Raw genomic sequence first — 20,401 nt, 5'->3', positions numbered from 1 at the left:
TTCGCCGGCGACTTCGGCGGCCTGGCCGCCTCCGGCCCCGGGCCACGCCCGGTGGCGCTCGCCGGCGCCGGACTGTCGATCGCGCTGCTGCTCCTCCTGCTGCGGCCGTCCGGCACGGTACGCCCCGGAGGTCGAACGGGAAAGCGATTCGGCCCAGCTCGGGCGGGCGGGGGCGGGCGGCCGGGACCGGGTGGAACGAGGGCCCCGGACGGCCGCCCCCGCTCCACCCTTCGCCGCGGTCAGGCGGACGGCGGGGGTTCCTCGATCCCGGCTTCGACTTCGGCCCGCAGCGCGGCCAGAGCCGCGCCGAGCGTCTTGTCGCGGAACGGGTTCGAGGGGTCGAGCGCGGAGGCCACCCGGACGGCCTTCTCCAGCAGCGCGCGGCGCGCCTGCGGCTTGTCCCGCACCTCGTACGACCGGCTGGCCTCGACCAGGACCTTGGCCAGCTTCGACCCGTAGACGGCCGGGCTGACCTCGGTCAGCAACCGGTAGACCGCCAGCCCCTCGCGACCGCGCAGGACCCGCCGGTCCACACTGAGCAGTCGCATCCTCGCCCGCAGTACGGCGTCCTGATTCATCGACACATCCCCCTTCGTGATCGTGCTGCCTCCTCGCCGGTCCCTGCCGGCCGCGAAGACGGGCAGCACGACGTGCGCACCGGAATCCGGGGACGGACTCCGGCGCGGGCCGGGGAGGTGGATGCCGTCGAGTCTGCGGGTCACCGACCTGCCACGACAAGGGTGTTCGGGCGTGCTCTCGGTCCTAGGAAGCGGACCCTCCGATACGGCATGATGGACCTGACACTCTCCCGGAAGTCGGTTCCGGGCCGGGGCCGGTTCGTTCCGGACGCGGTTCAGCCGGTTCAGCCGGTTCAGCCGGCCGGTGGGGCAGAGGTGAGCGGGTCGGGTGGGGTGACCACGCGTTTGGCACCGACGAGGACGCGGTAGCGCTCGCGCGCGGCGAACGCGGCCCGGGGCCAGACGGCCGGGCGGCCGGATTCGGCGCAGAGGTGGAGGATCTCGTCCCGGCCGAGCCAGACGCCGAGGTGGGCCCCGTACGCCTCCGCGGTGGCGCCGAACAGCAGCAGGTCCAGGGGCCGGAGCGGGCCGGTGACGCGGACGGTCGCCGCCGTGTCCTCCCACAGATCGCTGGAGCGCAGCGCCGGTGCCCGCACACCGAAGTGGGCGAGCACCGCGTACGCGAACAGCTGGCAGTTGGCGCCCTCGGCCAGGCCGGGCCGCCGGACGACCGCACCGGACCCGGGGTAGCGGGAGGCCACGTACGGCACCTGCCAGAACGCGGCGGGGAGGGCGGCCAGCCAGGGGTTCGTACTCAAGGGAGGCCCTCCGCAGCAGATCAGATGGTCAGTGCTCCCGGGAAGGACCAGTGGCCGACCCCGGGTGCGTCCACGGCCAGCCAGCCGTGGCCGGTCCTCGGAGTGTCGTCCTCGATCGTCTCCGGGTCCACCGTGCGCAGCTCCGCCACGTCGCGGGCGTGGTCCTGCAGCGAGGCGCCGGGCGTGTCCCGGGTGTACTGCCAGTCGTCGTCCCCCTCCTGCGGGACGTCCTCCCAGGGCAGCGGATCCCCGGACCAGACCGGGTCGCCGTAGAAGTGGTAACGGCGCACCAGCCGGCCGTTCTCGGCCACCGCCCACGCCTGGTCGCACTCGTCGTAGCTGCCGGAGGCGTAGTAGTGCACCTCGCCGAAGAGTTCGCTCAGGCGCTCCAGCCGGTGCGGGCCCGGGTCCTCGTACATCAGGCCGTTCACCGCCGGGCCGAGGACCAGCCGCCAGCCGTCGATCTCCGGCGTGACGAAGGTCCGGGTCGGGCCGGACGTCCCGCCGGACGCGTAGGTGTCGTGGCTGCGGTCGGCGACCAGGGCGGTCATGCCCATCGCGAGCGTCGCCGGGACCGGGTCGTGCAGGCCGAGGACGTCGAAGAGCGGGGTGAGGTCGGGTGCGGCGCGGACGGCTATCCAGATCTCGGGCCAGTTGGCGTCGAGGAAGCGGTCGTCGCGGGCGAGGGTGTCCCGTCCCAGCTTGATCCGGACCAACCGCTCCACGGCCGCACGGTCACGGCCCGTCAGCTCCGCGCCGGCGCCCAGGTGGGTGAGGGCGTGGAGGGCGGGGCGGCGCAGGCGGGCGGGGCCGTCGCGGCGGATCGCCAGCAACTGCGGGACCACGGACGGGCCGAGCGCCTGGAGGGCGGATTCGGCGGTGTCCTGGGTGCGGTCGTCGCCCAGCTGGGTCAGGAGGGTGGGCAGATCGGTCTGTTCCATGGGCGGGACCTTAGGGCAGGTGGGGAGGGGTGGGGGATTCGGGGCGAACCTGTCGCGGGGTTCCGGGACGCGGGCGGCTGGCCGAGTGCAGGGGGACGGCCGGTTGGCGGGTGGGGTGGTTGCGCGAGCCGGGCGAACCGGTCGCGGGTTTCCACGTCGCGCAGTTCCCCGCGCCCCTTTGTGGCTGGCCGGGTGCGTGGCGGGTTACTCGCCGGTCCAGGGGGTGGCGGCGAGGATGGTGCCGTTGGCGTGGCGGGTGTAACGGCAGGTGACGGGGTGGCGGAAGTCGACGAAGGCGAGGCCTTCGGTGGTCCGGAGGTCGACCAGGCGGGCGGTGTCGGGGAGGCGGGCGGCGACCTCGCGGAGCAGCGGGTCGGTGCTCTCGCGGGCGTCCGTGACCGGTACCGGGGTCAGTCGGGTGGGCCGGTCGCGGGAGTCGTGCCAGCGGTCGAGGAACTCCCGGCCGAAGGCGCGGGGTTCGGTGCCGGCGGTGGTGAGCGCGGCCTCGACGTGGCCGGCCAGGTCGCGCAGCCAGGCGTCGAGGGAGGGTGCGATCCGTTGGGTGTCGGTCGCGTCCCAGAACTCGAACACCGGCCCCCAGGCGCCGGATTCGCGGTCCACGTCCACGTAGACGTGGCCGTCCCCGGTGTCGGTGTACAGGAAGCGGTGGCTGTCCGGCCCGCCCGCGTGGTCCTGGTACCAGGAGACGTCGGCGCCGTGGTACCCGCCGGAGTTGTAGGGGTGGTCGAAGCTGATGTGCTCGATGGCCACGTAGCCGTTGGCCGCCACGGGGCTGACGGCGATCCGCATCCCGGCGGTCTCCCGGAACAGGGCCCGCAGCTCGGGCGGCACGGGGACGGGCCAGGCGTCCATCCGTTCCTCGGACAGCCCGGGTTCCAGCTCGACCAGCCCCTCGGACCGGGCGGCCACCCGCCGCAACAGCTCCGTCAAGTCCTCGGCCATGCCTCCCCCGTCTCCTCACCGGCCCGCGCCGGATCATGCGCGGCCGACGCTACCCGACCGCGCCGACACCCTGACGTCTGGTCGCCCCGGCCTACAGGTCCGGACCGGCTCTCAGTGCGCGGCTGCGGGCGGCAGGGCCGCGGCGAGCTGGGCGGCGAGGACGGTCGGCGCCTCGGCCAGCGACGGCCCGTACCAGGTGAGGTGGCGGCCGCTGAGCAGGGCGGCGGGCAGGCCGGGGAAGGCCTCGGGGCCGTCGGTGGCGGTGAAGCGGTAGGGCTCGTCGGGGAGGACCACCAGGTCGGCGCCGGCGGCGGTGAGCCGGTCCAGCGGGAGGGCCGGGTAGCGGTCGGCGTGGTCGGCGTACAGCTGCCGGAGGCCGAGCCGCCGCAGGACGTCGCCGGCGAAGGTGTCGCGGCCGAGCACCATCCAGGGCCGACGCCAGATCGGCACCACGGCGGCGCGGGGCGGTCCGGCCGGGGACGGCGCCTCCTGCCAGGCGCGGCGGGCGTCGTCCAGCCAGGCGGGCCGTTCCAGGCCGCAGGCGGTGGTGAGCAGGCGTTCCAGGGAGCGGAACGCCTGGTCGAGGGTCCGGACCTCGGTGACCCAGACGGGGATCCCGGCGGCCCGCAGCGCGTCCAGGTCGGCGGCCCGGTTCTCCTCCTCGTTGGCGATCACCAGGTCCGGACGCAGGTCGGCGATCCGGGTGCGGTCCGGGTTCTTGGTGCCGCCGATCCGGGGCACGTCCAGGCCGGCCGGGTGGGTGCACCAGTCGGTGGCGCCGACCAGGAGGCCGGGCGCGGTGACGGCGACGGCCTCGGTGAGCGAGGGCACCAGGGAGACCACGCGGCGTACGGCGCCGGTCCGGACGGTCGCGCCGGTGTCGTCGGTGGCGGTCCGGGCCGCCGGGCGTGGGGTCATGCGGCCACCGTACCGAGGCGGGCTGCGGCACCGGATGCCCCGCGCGCACCGGCGACCGGCTCCGGGCAGGCCACGGCCCCGGTGCGGGCGTCGGTCGCCTCACGCACGCGGGGCTACGCGGGGGGGCCGCCGGGCGGCGTCCGGGGTGGGGACGGCGGCGGCACGGGTCGCGGCCGGTCGCGGCCGCGGAAGCTCGGTCGGTCGCCTCTCGGCCGGCGGGGTGGGCTCGGCACGGTGGCGGCTTCGGCGGGTGGGGTCGCCTGGGTCGGGCGGCGCGGGTGACCGTGGTCGGCGGGCCTGGTCGGGGCCGCCGGGGCAGGGGCGCGCGGATGGCGCGGGGGGACGGGTCAGGCGGCGGCGCGGCGGCGGCCGGGCAGCTCGATGATGTCCGTGCCCACGCTGCGCAGGAAGCTGGTGATCGCGTCCGCGGTGGGGTCGTCCAGGGAGAACGTCCACCGGCCGGGGACGATGACGGTGTCGATCTGACCCGTGGCGGCGCGCGACAGCAGCATCCGCAGCTGTGGGCGGTCGGCGGCACGGGAGGAGATGCCGTTGTCCAGGAACAGCCGGGGGTTGCTGAAGCCGAGACGGGCGGCGTGGTCCTCGAGGGCGTGGAGGTGGGCGGTCATCCCCCAGTGGTCGTAGGGATAGCAGCGCAGATAGAGAGCCGCGGAACCGGCTCCCGCCTGACTGGGGTGAGTGGGGTACATGGTCGCTCCGTCGCGACAGACATTTGCTTTCACATTCTGAACGGACGGTCGGCTCCGGAGACCTCCGGATCCACCCGTCCACCGCCCATAGTGACTCAGGTAACGGCCCAATGTCGAGCACTTCTCCGCTACGTTACGTCACGGCTACAGCCGGCTCGCCCACCCGTCCCGCAGTTCCAGGGCAGAGGCCCTCATCCGGAGTCTGATCAGCGGCTTTAACCATGGGAACACCGCGGCCGGGGGCACCCTCCCCGGCCTCGGGGCGGGCCGGCCCCGGAAAGATGATCACTCTGAGCATCCACCCGGCCCGTGCAGCGCCCGCCGGTACGGGGTCCCGGCTCCAACACACCGAACCCCTCCACCGCCCGATTTCCTTCAGGTCCCGAAGCCGGAGTCAGGCCGGGAACGGGGTGACCGTGGCGTGGACGAGGTTGTGGTCGGACAGGCCGGCCACCTCCTCCACCGCCGCCCCGGCGACCTCGGCGCCGTGGACCACCACGTGGTCGATCCACTGCGCCCTGCCGCCCCCGCCGCGCACCCGGGTGGGCGGCCCGCCGGGCGGGAGGTCGGCCACCGCGAAGCCGGCGCCGAGCCCGGCGGCCACGGTGGCGCGGTCGGCGTTGAAGTCCCCGAGCAGGAGGGCCGGCTCCCCGGGCCGGGCGGCGGCCACCTCCGCCAGCCGCGCCAGCTGGCCGGCCCGCCGCTCGCCGAAGCTCACATGGGTGGCCACGCACAGCACGCCCTCCACCCGGACGGCGAGCAGGCCCTTGCCCGGGTCCTCCGGGTAGACCTCGGCCGCGACCCGCTCCCGCGACCCGTCCACGGCCAGCACCAGGTACTCGGCCGGATCGGCGAGCGCGACCGGCCCGTGGCGCGGCCGGGGCGTCCGCGGATAGCGCATCGCATGGACCGTCCGGCCGCGCAACGCGTCTCGCAGGGACGTGAGTTGGTCGCCGCTGACCTCCTGGAGGGCGATCACGCGCTCGGTCCGGCCGGCCAGCAGCCGGCTGATCGCGGCGATCCGCGCCGCCTCGTCCGGCCAGTGCGCGGGGACGTCCTCACCCCAGTTCTCGGCGTGGACGCGGTGCAGGACGTTCCACGTGGCCACCGTGATCACGGTCCGCATCCTACGCGCCCGCCACCCGGCCGACCCGCCGGACCGCCACCACCCCGAAGCCACCCGAAGCCGCCCCGACCGGACGAACAAGGCCGCGTACGACCCGTCAGGGACCCTCCTCCCGCCGCCGAGTGCCCAAGTGCACAGGCCAACCTCCAATTACGGCCGAACAGTTGACTGGTTGAAGTGACCATGGCAGTTTTTTGCGGTCCGGACGCGCGCAACCGCCGCGCGCCGGGCCATCCCCCACAAGGAGACCCATGCTCAAGGGACTTGCCTCCATAGTCGGCACGGCCGCGGTCGTCGCGGCCACGCTGACAGCCGCCTCACCGGCGCAGGCCGTCCAGGCCAATGATCTGACCTCCACCATCGCCCTGAGCAACTGCTCGGCCTCGCTGGTGCGTTACCCCTCCTCGGTGGGCACCGACCGGGCCATGATGCTCACCAACGGCCACTGCCTGCCGACCATGCCCTCCGCCGGCCAGGTGATCCTCAACGCCTCGGCCAGCCGCAGCGGCACGCTCCTCAACGGCGCCGGCTCCTCCCTGGGCACGGTGACCGCGGACAAGGTCCTCTACGCCACGATGACCGGCACCGACGTCGCGCTGTACCAGCTGACCGACACCTTCGCCTCGATCACCTCCAAGTTCGGCGCCACGGCCCTCACCATCAGCGACACCCACCCGGTCGACGGCTCCTCGATGTTCATCCCCTCCTCGTACTGGAAGCAGGTGTGGAACTGCTCGATCAACGGGTTCGTCGACACCCTGCGCGAGGACGAGTGGACCTGGCACGACTCGATCCGCTACAGCTCCGGCTGCAACACCACCCACGGCACCTCGGGTTCGCCGATCGTCGACGCCGCCTCCAAGAAGATCGTCGGTATCAACAACACCGGTAACGACGACGGCGAGATGTGCACCCTCAACAACCCGTGCGAGGTCGCGGCCGACGGCACCACCACCGTCACCAAGGGCCAGAGCTACGGTGAGGAGACCTACTGGTTCACCACCTGCCTCGGCACCAACCGGGCCATCGACCTGAGCGTCAGCGGCTGCCTGCTCACCAAGCCGGCCGGCACCGCCGTGTCGGTGACCAACCCGGGCAACCAGACCACCGTGGTGAACACCGCGGTCAGCCTGCAGGTCCAGGCCTCCGGGGGCACAGCGCCGCTGACCTTCTCGGCCACCGGCCTGCCGGCCGGCCTGTCGATCAGCTCCAGCGGCCTGATCACCGGCACCCCGACCGCCGCGGGCACCTCCACCGTCACGGTGACCGCCAAGGACGCCGCCAACAAGACCGCCTCCGCCAGCTTCACCTGGACGGTCAACACCACCGGCGGCGGCTGCACCGGCACCCAGCTGCTCGGCAACGCCGGCTTCGAGACCGGCTCCGCCGCGCCGTGGACCGCATCCTCGGGCGTGATCGACAACAGCACCGGCCGGCCGGCCCGGACCGGCTCCTGGAAGGCCTGGCTGAACGGCTACGGCTCCACCCACACCGACACCCTCTCCCAGACCGTGTCCATCCCGGCCGGCTGCAAGGCGACCCTGAGCTTCTGGGTCCGCATCGACACCGCCGAGTCCGGCAGCACCGTCTACGACAAGCTCACGGTCCAGGCCAACGGCACCACGCTGACCACGCTCTCCAACGCGAACGCGACCGGCAGCTACGTGCAGAAGACCTTCGACCTGTCCGCCTACGCGGGCCAGAGCGTCACGCTGAAGTTCACCGGCACCGAGGACTCCTCGCTGCAGACCAGCTTCGTGATCGACGACACCTCGATCCAGACCAGCTGACGGTGAGTCGGTGAAGGGCCCGGCAGCCACCGCTGCCGGGCCTTCGGCCGTACGGGGCCACGGGCGGCCGCCGCCGGCCGGGTGACCTCCGGAGTGGCGCCGCACCGCCCCCTTCGCGCACGGCTTAGGTTGCCCAGGGACCTGCCCGCCCGGCGCCGGCCGCCCGCCGCGCCGCTCCCCCGCCGGAGGACCCGCACCATGGCCGTTCCGCCGTTCGACCACGCCGCCACCTCCCACAGCCTCCCGCACGCGTACTGGATGGCCCGGGCCGCCGCCCTCGCCTACCGCGCCCGCCCCGCCGTCGAGGCTCTGGCCCGCACCTGGGGCTTCGACGAGGTCCGGCACTTCGAGTCCCGCCACCCCAAACCGTTCCCGATCGAGGACACCCGGGCGTACGTGATGGCGAGCGACCGCATGATCGTCGCGGGCTTCCGCGGGACCGACGCCGGGACGATCCGCGGCTGGCTGAGCGACACCGCCACCCCGCCGGTCCCCGGGCCGGGCGGCAAGGGGTACGTCCACCACGGTTTCGACCGGGCCGTCCGGTCCGTGTACCCCGAACTCCGCGACGCCGTCCTCGAACTGCGCACCGACCAGCAGACCGTCTGGCTCACCGGCCACGGCCTCGGCGGGGCGCTGGCCATGCTGGCCGGCGCCCACCTCTACTTCGAGGCGCCGCGGCTGCTGCCGGACGGCGTCTACACCTACGGGCAGCCGCGTACCTGCGAGCGCCTGCTCGCGGCGGCGTACCGGGAGCCGTTCCGGCACCGCAGCCACCGCTTCGTCAACAACGAGGACGTCGTCCCCCGGATGCCGCCCGGGCAGGTCTACACCCACGTCGAGACGCTTCGCCGGTTCGACGCCGACGGGCGGCTGCACGAGGGCGCGCCGCCGGTGGGCGGGGTCCCGGACCAGGGCGTGCAGCCCGATCCCTTCGCGCCGGGGACGGACGGCCTCAGGGACCACCACGTGGAGCACTACCTGGCCGCCTTCGAGCGCAGCCTCGCCGCGACGGTCTGACGTCCCCCTCGCGCGCTCCGTGGCCGCCCGTGCGGCGGAGGCGGAGGGCCCGGCGGTGGTCGCCCCGGGAGATCCGGACCGGCGGTCCGCCAGGGGGCCGTTCGGAACCGAAGCGTCGCCCTCCGGCTCGCCGGGGCACGGCGGGCTCGGTCCGCCCGGACGCATGACGGATACTCGTGCGGGAGAACCAGCGCGGGTGGCGTGCCGGCAGGACCGGCCGCCCCGCCCGCGGTGGCGGGTTCACGAGAGGATCTGTGATGGGTTTCAAGCGGTTGCTGGCGGGCCTCGGAGTCGGTGGCGCGTCGGTCGAGACGGTGCTGCTCGACCCGAACACGGTGCCCGGCGGCGTCCTCCACGGCGAGGTCCGCATCCAGGGCGGCAAGGTCGACCAGCAGATCGAGGGGCTCGGTGTCGGTCTGCAGACCCGGGTCGAGGTCGAGGGCGGGGACACCGAGCACCTGCAGACGGTGACCTTCCACAAGCAGCAGCTCGGCGGGGCGTTCCAGCTGGCCGCGGGCGCGGCGCACGTGGTGCCTTTCGCGCTCCAGGTGCCGTTCGAGACCCCGGTGACGGCGGTCGGCGGCCACCAGCTGCGCGGGATGACCATGGGCGTCACCACCGAGCTGGCCATCGACCGCGCGGTGGACGCCGGCGACCTGGACCCGATCAACGTGCACCCGCTGCCGGTGCAGCAGGCGATCCTGGAGGGCTTCGACCGGCTGGGCTTCCGTTTCAAGGGCGCCGACCTGGAGCGCGGCCACATCCGCAACACCCGCCAGCGGCTGCCGTTCTACCAGGAGATCGAGTACTACGCGGCGCCGCAGTACCCGGGGCTGAACCAGGTCGAGGTGTCCTTCGTCGCCGACGAGCACGCGGTGGACGTGGTGCTGGAGATGGACAAGCGCGGCGGACTGTTCACCGAGGGCAGCGACACCTTCCGCTCCTTCACCGTGCCGCACTCCGCCGCCCGGGAGACCGACTGGGCCGCGTACCTCCACGAGTGGATCCACTCCGTGGGCGGGCGCCGCGGCTGGCTCTGACGCCGGGCCCACCGTCCCGGGTTCGTTCCGCCCGGGACGGTGGGCGCGGGCCCGTCGGCTTAGGTTGGAGGCCCGGGAGGGTTCCGGGGGTGCGTTCCGCCCAGCCCGCCGTCCGCGCGAGCCCCGCGGCAGCGCCCGCGGAGGTCCGCCGGAGTGAGGAGGCCCCCATGACCGTCGCCGATCCGCCGGCCCGCGCGACCCGCGCGTCCCGGGGCGCCGACCGGTGAGGGCGGTCGTCCACCGTTTGTACGGCCCGGCGGACCTGCTGGAGTTCCGGGACATCCCGAAGCCCTCGCCCGCCGAGGACGAGGTGCTGATCGAGGTCCGGGCCACCGGGCTGAACGCCGCCGACCGGCTGCTGATGCACGGCGAGCCCTTCGCCGTCCGCGTCATGGCGGGCGGCCCGCGGCGGCCCCGGGCCGACCACGTCCTCGGCCGGGCGGTGGCGGGCCGGGTGGCGGAGGCCGGGGTCCGGGTGACCACCCTGCGGCCGGGCGACGAGGTGTACGCGGAGTGCACCGGCGCCCTCGCCGAGTACGTCAGCGCGCCGGCTCAGCTGGTCGCGCCGAAGCCCGCCTCGCTGGGCTTCGCGCAGGCGGCGACGCTGCCGGTGGCCGCCACCGCGGCGCTCCAGGCGCTGCGGGACTGCGGGCAGGTCCGCGAGGACCAGCGGGTGCTGGTCAACGGCGCCTCGGGCGGGGTCGGGACCTTCGCCGTCCAGATCGCCGCCGCGTACGGGGCCCGGGTCACGGCCGTCTGCGCCACCCGGAACCTCGGTCTGGTCCGCTCCCTGGGCGCCGTGGAGGCCGTCGACTGCACCCGCGAGGACTTCACCGCCGCCACCGGCCGCTACGACGTCATCCTCGACCTGGTCGGCGACCACCCGCTGGGCGCGCTGCGCCGCGCCCTCGTTCCGTCCGGCACCCTGGTCCTCTCCGCGGGGACCGGCGGCCGCTGGCTCGGCCCGACCCGGCGGCTGGCCGCGGCGCTGATGGTCTCGCCGTTCGTCCAGCAGCGGCTGCGGCCCTTCGCGGCCAGCCGGACCCGCGACGACCTGATCGTCCTCGACCGCATGGTCGCCACCGGCGACCTCCACGCCGTGATCGGTCGGATCTACCCTTTCGCCGAGGCCATCACCGCCCTCCACCACCTCGACCACGGTCACCCGGTCGGCAACCTGGTTGTCACCACCTGACCCGCCTGACCCACCTGGTCCGCCTGGTCCGCGTTACCCGCCGGCCCGCGGCGGCGCCCCACGGCGCTTTCCGAACGAATTCCCGCTGTGCGTACTTGCGTGCGCCCCCCGGATCCGCCATAGCGTCGCACGCTGTCACGCCACTCGAACGACCGTGGGGGTCATATGAGAAGAACGCCGGAGAGCGCCCTGCCCGACCGCGGGAAGCGGGAGCGGCCCAGACCGGTGGCGCCCCGCCGCCTGACGAGCACCGGCCGGGGCGCGTTCGTCGGATTCTCCTCCTGGGAGGTCCTGCACGTGCTGGCCCGGGCGCTCACCCTCGCCAGACCGCCCCGGGCGGCAGCGCTGCCGCAGGCCGGGTACCGGAACGCGAGGTCGGCGGTGGTCGCGCACCCCTTGCGGTGACGGCCCCCGTACCCGCGGTGGGACGCTCCGGAGCGGACCGGCTCCATCCGGTCACCGGAGTCGCCACGCCCGCGGGTGCGCTCGACTATCGTCCGGTACGAGGACGAACTCCACATCCGACGGGGGATCATGAGCGAACGTCTGGGCCCACTCGAACTGGTCGGCGGCCGGTGGATCATCGGCGATCACGAAAGGAGCGACGGGGAGTTCCTGGTCCTCGGCCCCGAGGGACTGGAACACCGGACCGGCGCCGGACGACCGCCGCGTCCGGTGCCCTGGTCGAGGTTCATGGAACTGGACGTGACGCTCGCCGCCCACCGGCTGTCCGACTCCGACGTGTTCACCGGGGTCGCCCAACTCGCCCCGGCGGTGGTGCGGATCGGGGCCCACGGCTCCTGCCTGGAGGGTACCCTGCGCTGCCCCTACGAGTACTGGACGGCGCCGTTCAGCCGGCACGGGCGGCGGTACGGCTGGAGTGAGGTGCTGCTGGCCGGCGAACTGCTGCGCCAGACCGTCGAGGTGGGCGCGGTGCGCCGGCTCGGCGACGCGATGTGGCTGCGCAGCGCGGTGGCCCGGTTGACCGGCCTGCGGCCCAGGACGCTCAACTCGGCGCGCTCGGCGGTGGCCCGCGTCCTGGAGACCTGACGCGCCCGGCCGGCGGCCGCGGTACGGAACGCCGCGCGCGTCACGGTAATTCCCCAACTCCCTCGCCGGGGTGATTCGTTGTCAGCTCCACCCGGGCAGTGACAGTGGGCGCCGGTAGCGTTTTGGACATGAGCTTCGATCTCGCCTTTGCTGGGGCTGACCAGGTTCCGACGCGTCCCGAGGACAGGGTCGCGGCCGGCTCCTGGCTGCCCTGTCCGGACGCCCTTCCGCACCAGACCCTCGTCGGGTCGCCGATCTCCTACGTGTCCGTGTCCCTGTGGCAGGCGCTCGGCCGGATGGCCGCCGAGCTCGATCCCGTCGCCGCCCGGCAGGATCCGACCTCGGTGGGCTGCGACGTGCTCCGCCTGATCACCATGGCGGCCGTGGACACCGCTCTGGCCCCCGGCGCCGAGCCGGGCGAGCCGCGCGACGACCTCTACATGACGCCCTCGGTGGTCCAGTTGGGGCGCCGGCCGGTGTGGTTCAAGCGGTTCGGCCCGGACGGCACGCTGACCGCGCTGTTCCCGGAGGACATGTAACCGGCGGTCGACGGGGCGCTGGGCCGGCCCCGGCGCCCGCACGGCGCCACGGGGGGCCTACCCCTCCGCCGCCACCTCCGCCGCCGTCCGGGCCAGCGCGGTCTCCAGGCGCCGCAGCCAGTCCGCGGCCGATCCCCGGACCTGCGGGTTCTCCGACCGGAAAGCCCTCCAGTCCTCCTCCTCGACCCGCACCTCCGCCCTTCCCGCCCCCGTTCCGCCGGCGGTACCGACCGCCGGGCCCGGAAGCCGGGCACCCGGCCGCTCGGACAGCAGCACGGCGTCGTACAGGTCCTTGGCGCGCGACCGCCCGTCCGCGGCGTCGGCGCGCAGCCACCTCAGCTTCCACGCCAGCGACTGCTCCGCGCTCGCGGTCCGCAGCAGCGCGGGCGGGCCGCCGTCCCCGCGCGGTACGAGCGTCCACACCGGCGGGACGGACAGCCGCTCGCCGTACGCGAAGTCCAACTGCGCCACACCCTCCGGCCCGCCGCCGTCGGCCTGCCACGGGACCAGGACCCGCAGCCCGCCCTCCCCGGCCGTGGTGTCGAACCGGTACCCGCCGCCGCTGTAGTCGTACGTCCAACCGGCGTCCGTCCGTATCCCGTTCGGGTCGAGGCCGAGGCCCGGGGCCGCCTCCGGGAAGCGGCGGATCAGGTCGGTCAGCGCCGGCAGCAGCTCGCCGAGGTCGTCGGGGTCGGGTTCGACCTCCCAGTGCGTCCCCTCGGGCGGTGGGACCGCCCGCAGCCCGCGGACCTCGTACTCCTCCCAGCCGTCCCGCCAGATCTCGTACCGGGCGGCGCCGTCGGCGGCCTCCGGCCAGTGCTGCACCTCGGCGAGCCGGTCCACATACGGGTGCGGGTCCAACGGGTCGACGGGGACGGCCAGTTCTGGCAGCAGCAGGAAGTCCAGGTCGGCCGGTGCGCGGGCCGCCTCCCCCACCCACGCCGGCATGGTCATGCTGCCGCGCAGCACCAGGTGGTCCGCCCGGGGTGATCCCGCGACCAGGCCCAGCAGATGATCGAGGACCGCCCCGCGGGCCGCGCCGCCCGTCCCGCTCCACCCCTCGCCGCGCACCACTGCTCTCCCAGCCGCTCGCCGCCCCGGCCCGCCCGGGGACGGCGGCCATCATCGCCGCAGCCACCGACAGCCGGGGCCCGCTCAGGCCTCGCCGGTCTCCGCGGCCGTGCGCCCGGCGAGGCGCTCGTACCGCTGGCGGCCCGCCTACGGGGTGCCGAGGCCGAAGGCGACCTCCTGCCAGGTGAACCCGCGCCCGCGGGCCTGGGCGATCAGCGAGCGCTCCAGCGCGTCGAACTCGGCCCGGGCCTGGGGCAGCAGGGTGAGCGCCGCGACGATGTCCGCGTGGTCCACCTCCGGTTCGCCCTCCTCCCGCACGGCCGACCCGCCGAGCAGCAAACATTCCGTTCACATCCGTTCGGCCCCGGGCTGCGTTCACCTGGGCGTGGGAACGCGGCCGTGACCGTTCGGCGCGGGTGGCGGTCGGGCCGGGAACCCGAACGGAGCGGTACTACCGCGCGGCCGCGGCGGCGAGCGAGCGGGCCCGGGTGAACTCGGTGGCGTCATGGGCGCAGAGCAGCCGGACCTCCTCGGGGTGGTCGCGGCGCAGCTCCCGCAGCCGAGCCTGGTTGGCCAGCCGGGCCCGGTCGTCGGTGGCGACCAGGCGCTGGAAGGCGGCCAGGCCGGGCGCGGTCCGCGGCCCGGCGCCGGGCTCGATGTCGGTGCGGGCGAAGTACGCGTCACCGCAGTGCAGCAGCCAGCCGTCGCCCTGCCGGACGGCCACCCCGCTGTGGCCGCGGGTGTGCCCGGGCAGCGGGACGAGCAGCATCTCGGGCGCCGAACCGACCGACAGGCGGGCGGCCCGGAAGCCGTACCAGGACTCCTCGGCGGGCCCGTGCTCGACCCAGCGCGGCCCGTGGGACCACTGCACCGGCCGGTAGCGGTCCCGCTCGGCGCGGGTGGCGCGGATCCGGGCGGCGCGCAGTTCGTCGGCGAGCAGGTGGACCCGGGCGTGCGGGAAGTCGCCGAGGCCGCCGGCGTGGTCGACGTCGAGGTGGGTGAGCACGATGTGGCGGACGTCCTCGGGCCGGTACCCGAGGGCGCGGACCTGGTGCAGGGCGGTCCGCTCCAGGGTGAGCCGGGGCCGGACCACGGTGAGGAAGGAGCGGCCGAGTCGGCGCGGGTCGGCCACGTCGCCGGTGCCGAGGCCGGTGTCGACCAGGACCAGTCCGTCCTCGCCCTCGACCAGGAGGCAGTGTCCGACCATCCGCCCGGTCAGTGGCCCGCCGCTGCCGAGCAGCAGCCGGCCGCCGACGGGGCACATGTTGGCGCAGTCCAGGTGGTGGATGGTCATGTCGCCTCCTGCGGGGACCGGGCGGCGGCGGTCGCCGTACCGGCGACGCATCCTACCCGCCGGTAGACGGAGCCGGCCGGGGTTCCGGCCGACCGTTCCCCCGCCGTTCAGCTGACGGCGATTCCGCTGACGGCGGATGCCCCTGGACCTGCCGCCGGGGGCCGTCGAGAGTGAGCGGTATGCGAATACTGATGCTCGGCGGGAGCGGGTTCGTCGGACGTGCCGTCGTCGACGACGCGCTGTCCCGCGGCTGGGATGTGACGTTGCTTCACCGCGGTACCCGCCGTCCGCCCGAGGGCGCGACGGTGCTGGTGGGCGACCGGACGGCGCCGGACGGCCTGGCCGCCCTGGCGGAAGGCTCCTGGGACCTGGTGGTGGACACCTGGTCGGCGCGGCCCTCGGCGGTCCGGGACGCCGCGCGGCTGCTCGCCGACCGGGTCGGCCGGTACGTGTACGTGTCGAGCTGCTCGATCTACGCCGACCCGGTGGACCACCGGGCGGCCGAGGACGGCGTCCTGGTCGAGGGGTCACCGGACGACGGCGAGGTGCCGTACCCGCGGGCCAAGCGCGGCGGGGAGCTGGCGGTCACCGGCGCGTTCGGCGAGGACCGCTCGCTGCTGCTCCGCGCCGGGCTGATCCTCGGCCCGGGCGAGGACGTCGGGCGGCTCACCTGGTGGCTGAACCGGATCGCCCGCGGCGGCCCGGTGCTGGCCCCGGGCCCGCGCGACCTGACGCTGCAGTACGTGGACGCCCGGGACCTGGCCCGCTGGGCGCTGGACGCGGCGGTGGCCGGACGGTGCGGCCCCTACAACCTGGCCTCCCGGCAGGGTCACTGCACCATGGGCGAGCTGCTGGACGCCTGCGTGGCGGCCACCGGCTCGGACGCGGAGCTGCGCTGGACGGATCCCGCCCGGATCGCCGCCGCCGGGATCGAGCCCTGGACGGACCTGCCGATCTGGGCTCCGCCCGGCGAGCTGCACGAGTACCTGTTCGAGCTGGAGACCGCGAGGGCGTTCGCCCACGGGCTGCACTGCCGCCCGGTCGCGGAGACCGTGGCCGACACCTGGCGGTGGCTGGACGGGCTCGGCGGGGCCTCCCCGCAGCGGCCCGACCGTCCCGTGCTCGGCCTGGACCCGAAGGTCGAGGCCGCGGTCCTGGAGGGCTGATCCGGCCGGGCCGCTCGGGCCGATCCGGCCGCTCGGGGCCAGCCGGCCCCAGCGCTCGGCGGGTCAGCCGTTGTCGCGGGGTGCGGGGCTCAGCCCGGCGCAGCCGCGCAGGCCGTCCAGCCGGGCGCGGGCGGCCGTCGCGGCCTGGCCGGTCTGCGGAGCGGGCACGCCGTCGGCGCCGACGTGGGCCGGGGTGAAGGACTCGCCGACCACCTTGCCCTCCGGGCTGACGGTCAGTGTGACCACCCCGGTCTCGTCGGAGTCCTTGTAGTCGGAGGTGCCGTACCAGAGGAAGTTGCCCAGGCCGTACGCCACGTAGGTGCCGCCCTGCATGCCCGTGCCGAGCATGGTGTGGGCGTGGGTGCCGACCACGGCGGTGGCGCCGGCCTGGGCGAGCTTCTTGGCGATCGAGGTCTGCGCGGCGGTCGGGCAGGTCTTCCCCTCCTCGCCCCAGTGCAGGTAGACCACCACCACCTTGGCCTGGGTCTTCGCCTGCTTGACGGCGTTCAGCAGGGCCGACTCGTCCAGCGCCGAGGCGATGCCCGGCTTGGCCGCGCCCGCCCGGTACTTCTGGTTGGTGAGGTCGACGATCTGGCTGGCCGCGATCACGGCCACCCTCACGCCCTCCACGGTGGTGACGTACGGGGCGTACGCCTGCTGGGCGTCGCGGCCGATGCCGATCACCGGGATCGGGGCGGACGCCTGGGCGGCGAGGGTGTCGGTGAGGCCGTCCGGACCGTAGTCCACCGCGTGGTTGTTGGCCATCGAGACCACGTCCACACCGGAGTCGCGCAGCGCGGCGAGCGCCTGCGGCGAGGTACGGAAGTGGTAGATCTTCGCCTCCGGGGCACCGCGGCCGGTGATGGCCGTCTCCAGGTTGAGCACCGAGAGGTCGGCGGCGGCGAGGGTCTGGGCGATCGGGCCGAGCGCCGCCTCCGGCGGCTTCACCCCGAGCCGGGGCTGGGTACGGCCCTCGAAGTGGACGTCGCCGGCGAACGCGATGGTCAGCTTGCCGTCGGGCACGGGGGCCGCGGACAGCGCCGGCGCGGCGCTCGCCGTCCCGGCCGGGGCGGCACCGGGCTGGGCGCTGCCGCCCTGGGCCGCGGGGGTGGCGGGCGGCGGCGGGGTGGAGCCGCAGCCGGCCACGGCGACGAGGCCGAGCAGCAGGGCGGCGGCGGTGGCGGCGCGGCGCATGGAGAGTCCCCCCGGAAGTTCGTACGAGCCCGCAAACCCTACGACACCGGCCGCCCGCTCCCGGGCTGCGGGGCTCACCTTCGCACCCGGACGACCCGTTGGCTCGCCGCACGCCAGGGCTTGTCCTAGAGCCGGAAGCGCGCCACGTAGCGCCGCTGCCACGGCGTCTCCACCGCGCGGCGGGCGTAGCCGGCCCGCACGTATCCGACCGCCTCGGCGGCCGGCACCCCGTCGAGGACGGCGAGGCAGGCGAGGGCGGTGCCGGTCCGCCCCAGGCCTCCCCCGCAGGCGATCTCGACCCGCTCGGTGGCGGCCCGCTCCCAGGCCTCCCGCAGGGCTCCCGCGGCGTCGGCCGGGTCGGCGGGGAGCCGGAAGTCCGGCCAGCGGAGCCAGCGCGACGGCCACGGGACGGCCTCGGGGCGCCGCCCCAGCAGGTAGAGCCCGAACTCCGGCTCCGGACCCGCGGGCAGCGGCCGCCGCAGGCCCCGCCCCCGGACCAGCCGACCGGACGGGAGCCGCAGCACGCCCGGCGTGGCCGGGTCCCAGGAGGTGGTCATCCCCGGATCGTAGGCCATCCACCCTTCCCCCACACCCGCTCCACATTCCACCCTTCCGACCCCTCCGGTTCGCCCGCGGAACGCCGGGAAGCACCCGTCTCCGATCGAATACGATCGGATTTGTCGACGAAACGTTTACTCTCCAAAGGGCCGTGCTTTACTAGTTCTTGACGGTACGTCAGACGCGGCGCGCCTCACCGCGCCCCTCACGTTCGAGGATCCGATGAACAACCTTTCCAAGGATGTCACCGCTTCCCTTGTCGTCTTCCTCGTCGCCCTCCCCCTCTGCGTCGGCGTGGCCGTCGCCTCCGGTGTCCCGGCCGAGTTGGGCCTGGTGACCGGGATCGTCGGCGGGCTGGTCGCCGGCCTGCTGCCCGGCAGCAGCCTCCAGGTGTCCGGGCCCGCGGCCGGCCTGACCGTCCTGGTCTACGAGGCCGTCACCGAGTTCGGGCTCTCCGCGCTCGGCGTGCTGGTCCTGTCCGCCGGGCTGATCCAACTCGCCATGGGCGCACTCCAGTTGGGCCGCTGGTTCCGGGCGATATCACTCTCGGTGGTCCAGGGCATGCTCGCCGGCATCGGCCTGGTGCTGATCGCGGGGCAGCTGTACGCCCTGGCGGGCTCGGCGGCGCCCGGGTCCGGGCTCGACAAGCTGGCCGGGCTGCCGGCGCTCGCCGTCCGCGCGGCGGGCGACGGGCGGATGCTGACCGAGGCCGCGATCGGCGTCGGCACCGTGCTGGTGCTGGTGCTGTGGCGGCGGCTGCCCGAGCGGGTGCGTCCGGTGCCGGCGCCGCTGGCCGCGGTGGCCCTCGCCACCGCCGCGACGGCGCTGGGTGGCTGGCCGATCGGCCGGATCGAGGTGCACGGCCTCGCCGCGGCCGTCCACCTCCCGGCCCCCGCCGACCTCGCCGGGCTGACCGGCCTCGGCATGGCCGGCACGGTGGTGGCCTTCGCGCTGATCGCCTCCGCGGAGAGCCTGTTCAGCGCCGCCGCCGTGGACCGCCTCCACCACGGCCCGCGGACCGACTACGACAAGGAGCTGATCGCCCAGGGCGCCGGCAACACGGTGTGCGGCCTGCTCGGCGCCCTCCCGCTGACCGCCGTCATCGTCCGCAGCGCCGCCAACGTCCAGGCGGGCGCCCGGACCAAGGCCTCCCGGGTGCTGCACGGCGTCTGGCTGCTGCTGTTTACCGCGCTGATCCCGTCCGCCCTCTCCGCCATTCCGCTCGCCGCCCTGGCCGGGGTCCTGGTGCACGCCGGCGCCAAGCTTCTCCCGGTCCGCGCACTGCCCCCGCTCTGGCGCGAACACCGCGGCGAGGCCCTGGTGTTGGTCGCGACCGCGGTGGCGATCGTGGTCACCAACCTCTTCGAGGGCGTCCTCCTCGGCCTGCTGCTCGCCGTCCTCAAGTCCGCCTGGGAGACCTCCCAGCTGCACACCGAGATCCGGGACGAGCCCGCCACCGGGATCCGGGTCCGGCTGTCCGGGCACGCCACCTTCCTCCGGCTGCCGCGGCTGCTGGAGACCCTGGAGTCGCTGCCCCGCGGCCGGCCGGTCCACCTCGACCTGACCGACCTGCGCCACCTCGACCACGCCTGCCGGACGGCCCTCGACGAGTGGGCGGCCCGGCACGGTCACCCGGGCGGCGGCCCCGGCCTGGCGGCCCGCCCGGCACCCCAGCGTCCGTGAGCCCTCCGAAGCCCGGCGCCCGGCCCGTCAGCCGAAGTCCAGCGAACCGGTCCGGGTCCGCTTCAGCTCGAAGAACTTCGGGTAGCCGGCCAGCAGCCGGACGCCGTCGAAGATCCGCAGCGCGTCCTCGCCCCGGGGGATCGCGGTGAGCACCGGGCCGAAGAACGCGGTGCCGTCCACGTGGATCGTCGGCGTGCCGACCTCCTCGCCGACCGGGTCCATGCCCTCGTGATGGCTCTTGCGCAGGGCGTCGTCGAAGTCGGTGACGTACGCGGCACCGGCGAGGTCCGCGGGCAGGCCCGCCTCGGCCAGGGCCTCCCGGATCAGGGCGTCGTCGGCCGCCCGGTCCTGGTCGTGCAGGCGGGTCCCCAGCGCGGTGTAGAGGTCGCGCAGGACGTGGTCGCCGTGCTGCTCGGCGGCCGCGATGCAGACCCGGACCGGGCCCCAGCCGGTGTCCAGCAGCCGCCGGTAGCGCTCGGGCAGGTCCGCGCGGCCCTCGTTGAGCACCGACAGGCTCATCACCCGGAAGTTCAGGTCGAGTTCGCGCTGGCGCTCCACCTCCAGGATCCACCGGGAGGAGATCCACGCGAACGGGCAGATCGGGTCGAAGTAGAAGTCCACAGAGTTCGTCACCCGACCGACCCTAGGGGCCCGGTGGCCCGCCCGAGCGGGCCATTTCCGCCCCGGATCCCTGGGCCACTTACCCACCCCACCAGGGTCCGTCCCCAAAGATGATCAAGCGCAAGTTCGGAGAGTCGGGGAGGCGGAGGGGGAGCAGTCCCACAAGGAATCCACAAAATCGATCCG

20 protein-coding genes and 3 pseudogenes are annotated in these 20,401 nt (G+C 74.6%); 10 read left to right on the top strand and 13 right to left on the bottom strand.

Annotation, left to right across the window (positions count from 1 at the left end; all coding sequences use genetic code 11):
• Window positions 1–239 precede the first annotated feature (239 nt).
• The 7 genes from ABWK59_RS31220 to ABWK59_RS31190 form a co-directional block, all read right to left on the bottom strand.
• Window positions 240–578, bottom strand: coding sequence for a hypothetical protein (locus ABWK59_RS31220; protein WP_354644014.1), 339 nt, complete (start codon window positions 576–578; stop codon window positions 240–242).
• 293 nt (window positions 579–871) lie between these two features.
• Complete coding sequence (locus ABWK59_RS31215) at window positions 872–1,336, bottom strand: hydrolase (RefSeq protein WP_354644013.1); 465 nt, start codon at window positions 1,334–1,336, stop codon at window positions 872–874.
• A 20-nt stretch (window positions 1,337–1,356) separates the two neighbouring features.
• The gene (locus tag ABWK59_RS31210) at window positions 1,357–2,277 is read right to left on the bottom strand and encodes a hypothetical protein (RefSeq protein ID WP_354644012.1); all 921 of its coding nucleotides are present in this window, start codon (window positions 2,275–2,277) and stop codon (window positions 1,357–1,359) included.
• Between the two features lie 204 nt (window positions 2,278–2,481).
• The gene (locus ABWK59_RS31205; protein ID WP_354644011.1) at window positions 2,482–3,240 is read right to left on the bottom strand and encodes an SMI1/KNR4 family protein; all 759 of its coding nucleotides are present in this window, start codon (window positions 3,238–3,240) and stop codon (window positions 2,482–2,484) included.
• A 111-nt stretch (window positions 3,241–3,351) separates the two neighbouring features.
• A complete protein-coding gene (locus tag ABWK59_RS31200; protein WP_354644010.1) occupies window positions 3,352–4,158 on the bottom strand; it encodes a helical backbone metal receptor in 807 nt (268 codons plus the stop codon).
• Window positions 4,159–4,505: 347 nt separating this feature from the next.
• On the bottom strand, window positions 4,506–4,868 hold the full coding sequence (locus tag ABWK59_RS31195) for a recombinase family protein (protein WP_354644009.1): 363 nt from the start codon (window positions 4,866–4,868) through the stop codon (window positions 4,506–4,508).
• Window positions 4,869–5,262: 394 nt separating this feature from the next.
• Window positions 5,263–5,985, bottom strand: coding sequence for an endonuclease/exonuclease/phosphatase family protein (locus tag ABWK59_RS31190; RefSeq protein WP_354644008.1), 723 nt, complete (start codon window positions 5,983–5,985; stop codon window positions 5,263–5,265).
• A gap of 260 nt (window positions 5,986–6,245) precedes the next feature.
• Here ABWK59_RS31190 and ABWK59_RS31185 point away from each other — a divergent pair.
• The 8 genes and pseudogenes from ABWK59_RS31185 to ABWK59_RS31150 form a co-directional block, all read left to right on the top strand.
• Window positions 6,246–6,860 (top strand): annotated as a pseudogene (locus ABWK59_RS31185) (S1 family peptidase); the annotation flags it as partial.
• Between the two features lie 201 nt (window positions 6,861–7,061).
• Window positions 7,062–7,784, top strand: a pseudogene (locus tag ABWK59_RS31180) (putative Ig domain-containing protein); the annotation flags it as partial.
• A gap of 198 nt (window positions 7,785–7,982) precedes the next feature.
• Window positions 7,983–8,804, top strand: a complete 822-nt coding sequence (locus ABWK59_RS31175; RefSeq protein WP_354644007.1) for a lipase family protein — start codon at window positions 7,983–7,985, stop codon at window positions 8,802–8,804.
• Window positions 8,805–9,061: 257 nt separating this feature from the next.
• Entirely contained in the window at window positions 9,062–9,844 is a 783-nt protein-coding gene (locus ABWK59_RS31170; RefSeq protein ID WP_354644006.1) for a sporulation protein, read from the top strand.
• A gap of 244 nt (window positions 9,845–10,088) precedes the next feature.
• The gene (locus tag ABWK59_RS31165; protein ID WP_354644005.1) at window positions 10,089–11,039 is read left to right on the top strand and encodes an NAD(P)-dependent alcohol dehydrogenase; all 951 of its coding nucleotides are present in this window, start codon (window positions 10,089–10,091) and stop codon (window positions 11,037–11,039) included.
• Between the two features lie 165 nt (window positions 11,040–11,204).
• Window positions 11,205–11,444 carry a hypothetical protein gene (locus ABWK59_RS31160; protein WP_354644004.1) on the top strand — a complete coding sequence of 80 codons (240 nt, stop codon included), beginning with the start codon at window positions 11,205–11,207 and terminating at the stop codon, window positions 11,442–11,444.
• Window positions 11,445–11,573: 129 nt separating this feature from the next.
• A complete protein-coding gene (locus ABWK59_RS31155) occupies window positions 11,574–12,089 on the top strand; it encodes a hypothetical protein (protein ID WP_354644003.1) in 516 nt (171 codons plus the stop codon).
• 128 nt (window positions 12,090–12,217) lie between these two features.
• On the top strand, window positions 12,218–12,628 hold the full coding sequence (locus ABWK59_RS31150; protein ID WP_354644002.1) for a hypothetical protein: 411 nt from the start codon (window positions 12,218–12,220) through the stop codon (window positions 12,626–12,628).
• A 57-nt stretch (window positions 12,629–12,685) separates the two neighbouring features.
• On the opposite strand, the gene ABWK59_RS31145 is transcribed toward ABWK59_RS31150, so the two are convergent.
• The 3 genes and pseudogenes from ABWK59_RS31145 to ABWK59_RS31135 form a co-directional block, all read right to left on the bottom strand.
• Window positions 12,686–13,699: a nucleotidyl transferase AbiEii/AbiGii toxin family protein gene (locus ABWK59_RS31145; RefSeq protein WP_354644001.1), complete on the bottom strand. Its 1,014-nt coding sequence runs from the start codon at window positions 13,697–13,699 to the stop codon at window positions 12,686–12,688.
• Between the two features lie 84 nt (window positions 13,700–13,783).
• A pseudogene (locus ABWK59_RS31140) lies at window positions 13,784–14,035 on the bottom strand (DNA-binding protein); the annotation flags it as partial.
• Between the two features lie 115 nt (window positions 14,036–14,150).
• The gene (locus ABWK59_RS31135; protein WP_354644000.1) at window positions 14,151–14,993 is read right to left on the bottom strand and encodes an MBL fold metallo-hydrolase; all 843 of its coding nucleotides are present in this window, start codon (window positions 14,991–14,993) and stop codon (window positions 14,151–14,153) included.
• A gap of 179 nt (window positions 14,994–15,172) precedes the next feature.
• On the opposite strand from ABWK59_RS31135, the gene ABWK59_RS31130 reads away from it, so the two are divergent.
• Window positions 15,173–16,159: an NAD-dependent epimerase/dehydratase family protein gene (locus tag ABWK59_RS31130; protein ID WP_354643999.1), complete on the top strand. Its 987-nt coding sequence runs from the start codon at window positions 15,173–15,175 to the stop codon at window positions 16,157–16,159.
• Window positions 16,160–16,222: 63 nt separating this feature from the next.
• Here ABWK59_RS31130 and ABWK59_RS31125 read toward each other — a convergent pair whose 3' ends face one another.
• Both ABWK59_RS31125 and ABWK59_RS31120 read right to left on the bottom strand, forming a co-directional pair.
• Window positions 16,223–17,353 carry a CapA family protein gene (locus ABWK59_RS31125; protein WP_354643998.1) on the bottom strand — a complete coding sequence of 377 codons (1,131 nt, stop codon included), beginning with the start codon at window positions 17,351–17,353 and terminating at the stop codon, window positions 16,223–16,225.
• A 125-nt stretch (window positions 17,354–17,478) separates the two neighbouring features.
• Window positions 17,479–17,910, bottom strand: a complete 432-nt coding sequence (locus tag ABWK59_RS31120) for a protein-tyrosine phosphatase family protein (RefSeq protein WP_354643997.1) — start codon at window positions 17,908–17,910, stop codon at window positions 17,479–17,481.
• Window positions 17,911–18,133: 223 nt separating this feature from the next.
• On the opposite strand from ABWK59_RS31120, the gene ABWK59_RS31115 reads away from it, so the two are divergent.
• Complete coding sequence (locus ABWK59_RS31115; protein ID WP_354643996.1) at window positions 18,134–19,594, top strand: SulP family inorganic anion transporter; 1,461 nt, start codon at window positions 18,134–18,136, stop codon at window positions 19,592–19,594.
• 27 nt (window positions 19,595–19,621) lie between these two features.
• On the opposite strand, the gene ABWK59_RS31110 is transcribed toward ABWK59_RS31115, so the two are convergent.
• On the bottom strand, window positions 19,622–20,227 hold the full coding sequence (locus tag ABWK59_RS31110) for a disulfide bond formation protein DsbA (protein WP_354643995.1): 606 nt from the start codon (window positions 20,225–20,227) through the stop codon (window positions 19,622–19,624).
• Window positions 20,228–20,401: the final 174 nt, after the last annotated feature.

Origin of the sequence: Kitasatospora sp. HUAS MG31 (assembly GCF_040571325.1) — a bacterium.
Lineage (GTDB): Bacteria > Actinomycetota > Actinomycetes > Streptomycetales > Streptomycetaceae > Kitasatospora > Kitasatospora camelliae.
This window is presented reverse-complemented; position numbering and strand designations above follow the sequence as displayed.

Bases quoted from the DNA above. Each gene is read 5' to 3' on its own strand.
- ABWK59_RS31135 (WP_354644000.1), bottom strand. From the start codon at position 14,993: ATGACCATCCACCACCTGGACTGCGCCAACATGTGCCCCGTCGGCGGC.
- ABWK59_RS31170 (WP_354644006.1), top strand. From the start codon at position 9,062: ATGGGTTTCAAGCGGTTGCTGGCGGGCCTCGGAGTCGGTGGCGCGTCG.
- ABWK59_RS31125 (WP_354643998.1), bottom strand. From the start codon at position 17,353: ATGCGCCGCGCCGCCACCGCCGCCGCCCTGCTGCTCGGCCTCGTCGCC.
- ABWK59_RS31155 (WP_354644003.1), top strand. From the start codon at position 11,574: ATGAGCGAACGTCTGGGCCCACTCGAACTGGTCGGCGGCCGGTGGATC.
- ABWK59_RS31205 (WP_354644011.1), bottom strand. From the start codon at position 3,240: ATGGCCGAGGACTTGACGGAGCTGTTGCGGCGGGTGGCCGCCCGGTCC.
- ABWK59_RS31160 (WP_354644004.1), top strand. From the start codon at position 11,205: ATGAGAAGAACGCCGGAGAGCGCCCTGCCCGACCGCGGGAAGCGGGAG.
- ABWK59_RS31195 (WP_354644009.1), bottom strand. From the start codon at position 4,868: ATGTACCCCACTCACCCCAGTCAGGCGGGAGCCGGTTCCGCGGCTCTC.
- ABWK59_RS31115 (WP_354643996.1), top strand. From the start codon at position 18,134: ATGAACAACCTTTCCAAGGATGTCACCGCTTCCCTTGTCGTCTTCCTC.
- ABWK59_RS31200 (WP_354644010.1), bottom strand. From the start codon at position 4,158: ATGACCCCACGCCCGGCGGCCCGGACCGCCACCGACGACACCGGCGCG.
- ABWK59_RS31120 (WP_354643997.1), bottom strand. From the start codon at position 17,910: ATGACCACCTCCTGGGACCCGGCCACGCCGGGCGTGCTGCGGCTCCCG.
- ABWK59_RS31150 (WP_354644002.1), top strand. From the start codon at position 12,218: ATGAGCTTCGATCTCGCCTTTGCTGGGGCTGACCAGGTTCCGACGCGT.
- ABWK59_RS31220 (WP_354644014.1), bottom strand. From the start codon at position 578: ATGAATCAGGACGCCGTACTGCGGGCGAGGATGCGACTGCTCAGTGTG.
- ABWK59_RS31130 (WP_354643999.1), top strand. From the start codon at position 15,173: ATGCGAATACTGATGCTCGGCGGGAGCGGGTTCGTCGGACGTGCCGTC.
- ABWK59_RS31175 (WP_354644007.1), top strand. From the start codon at position 7,983: ATGGCCGTTCCGCCGTTCGACCACGCCGCCACCTCCCACAGCCTCCCG.
- ABWK59_RS31210 (WP_354644012.1), bottom strand. From the start codon at position 2,277: ATGGAACAGACCGATCTGCCCACCCTCCTGACCCAGCTGGGCGACGAC.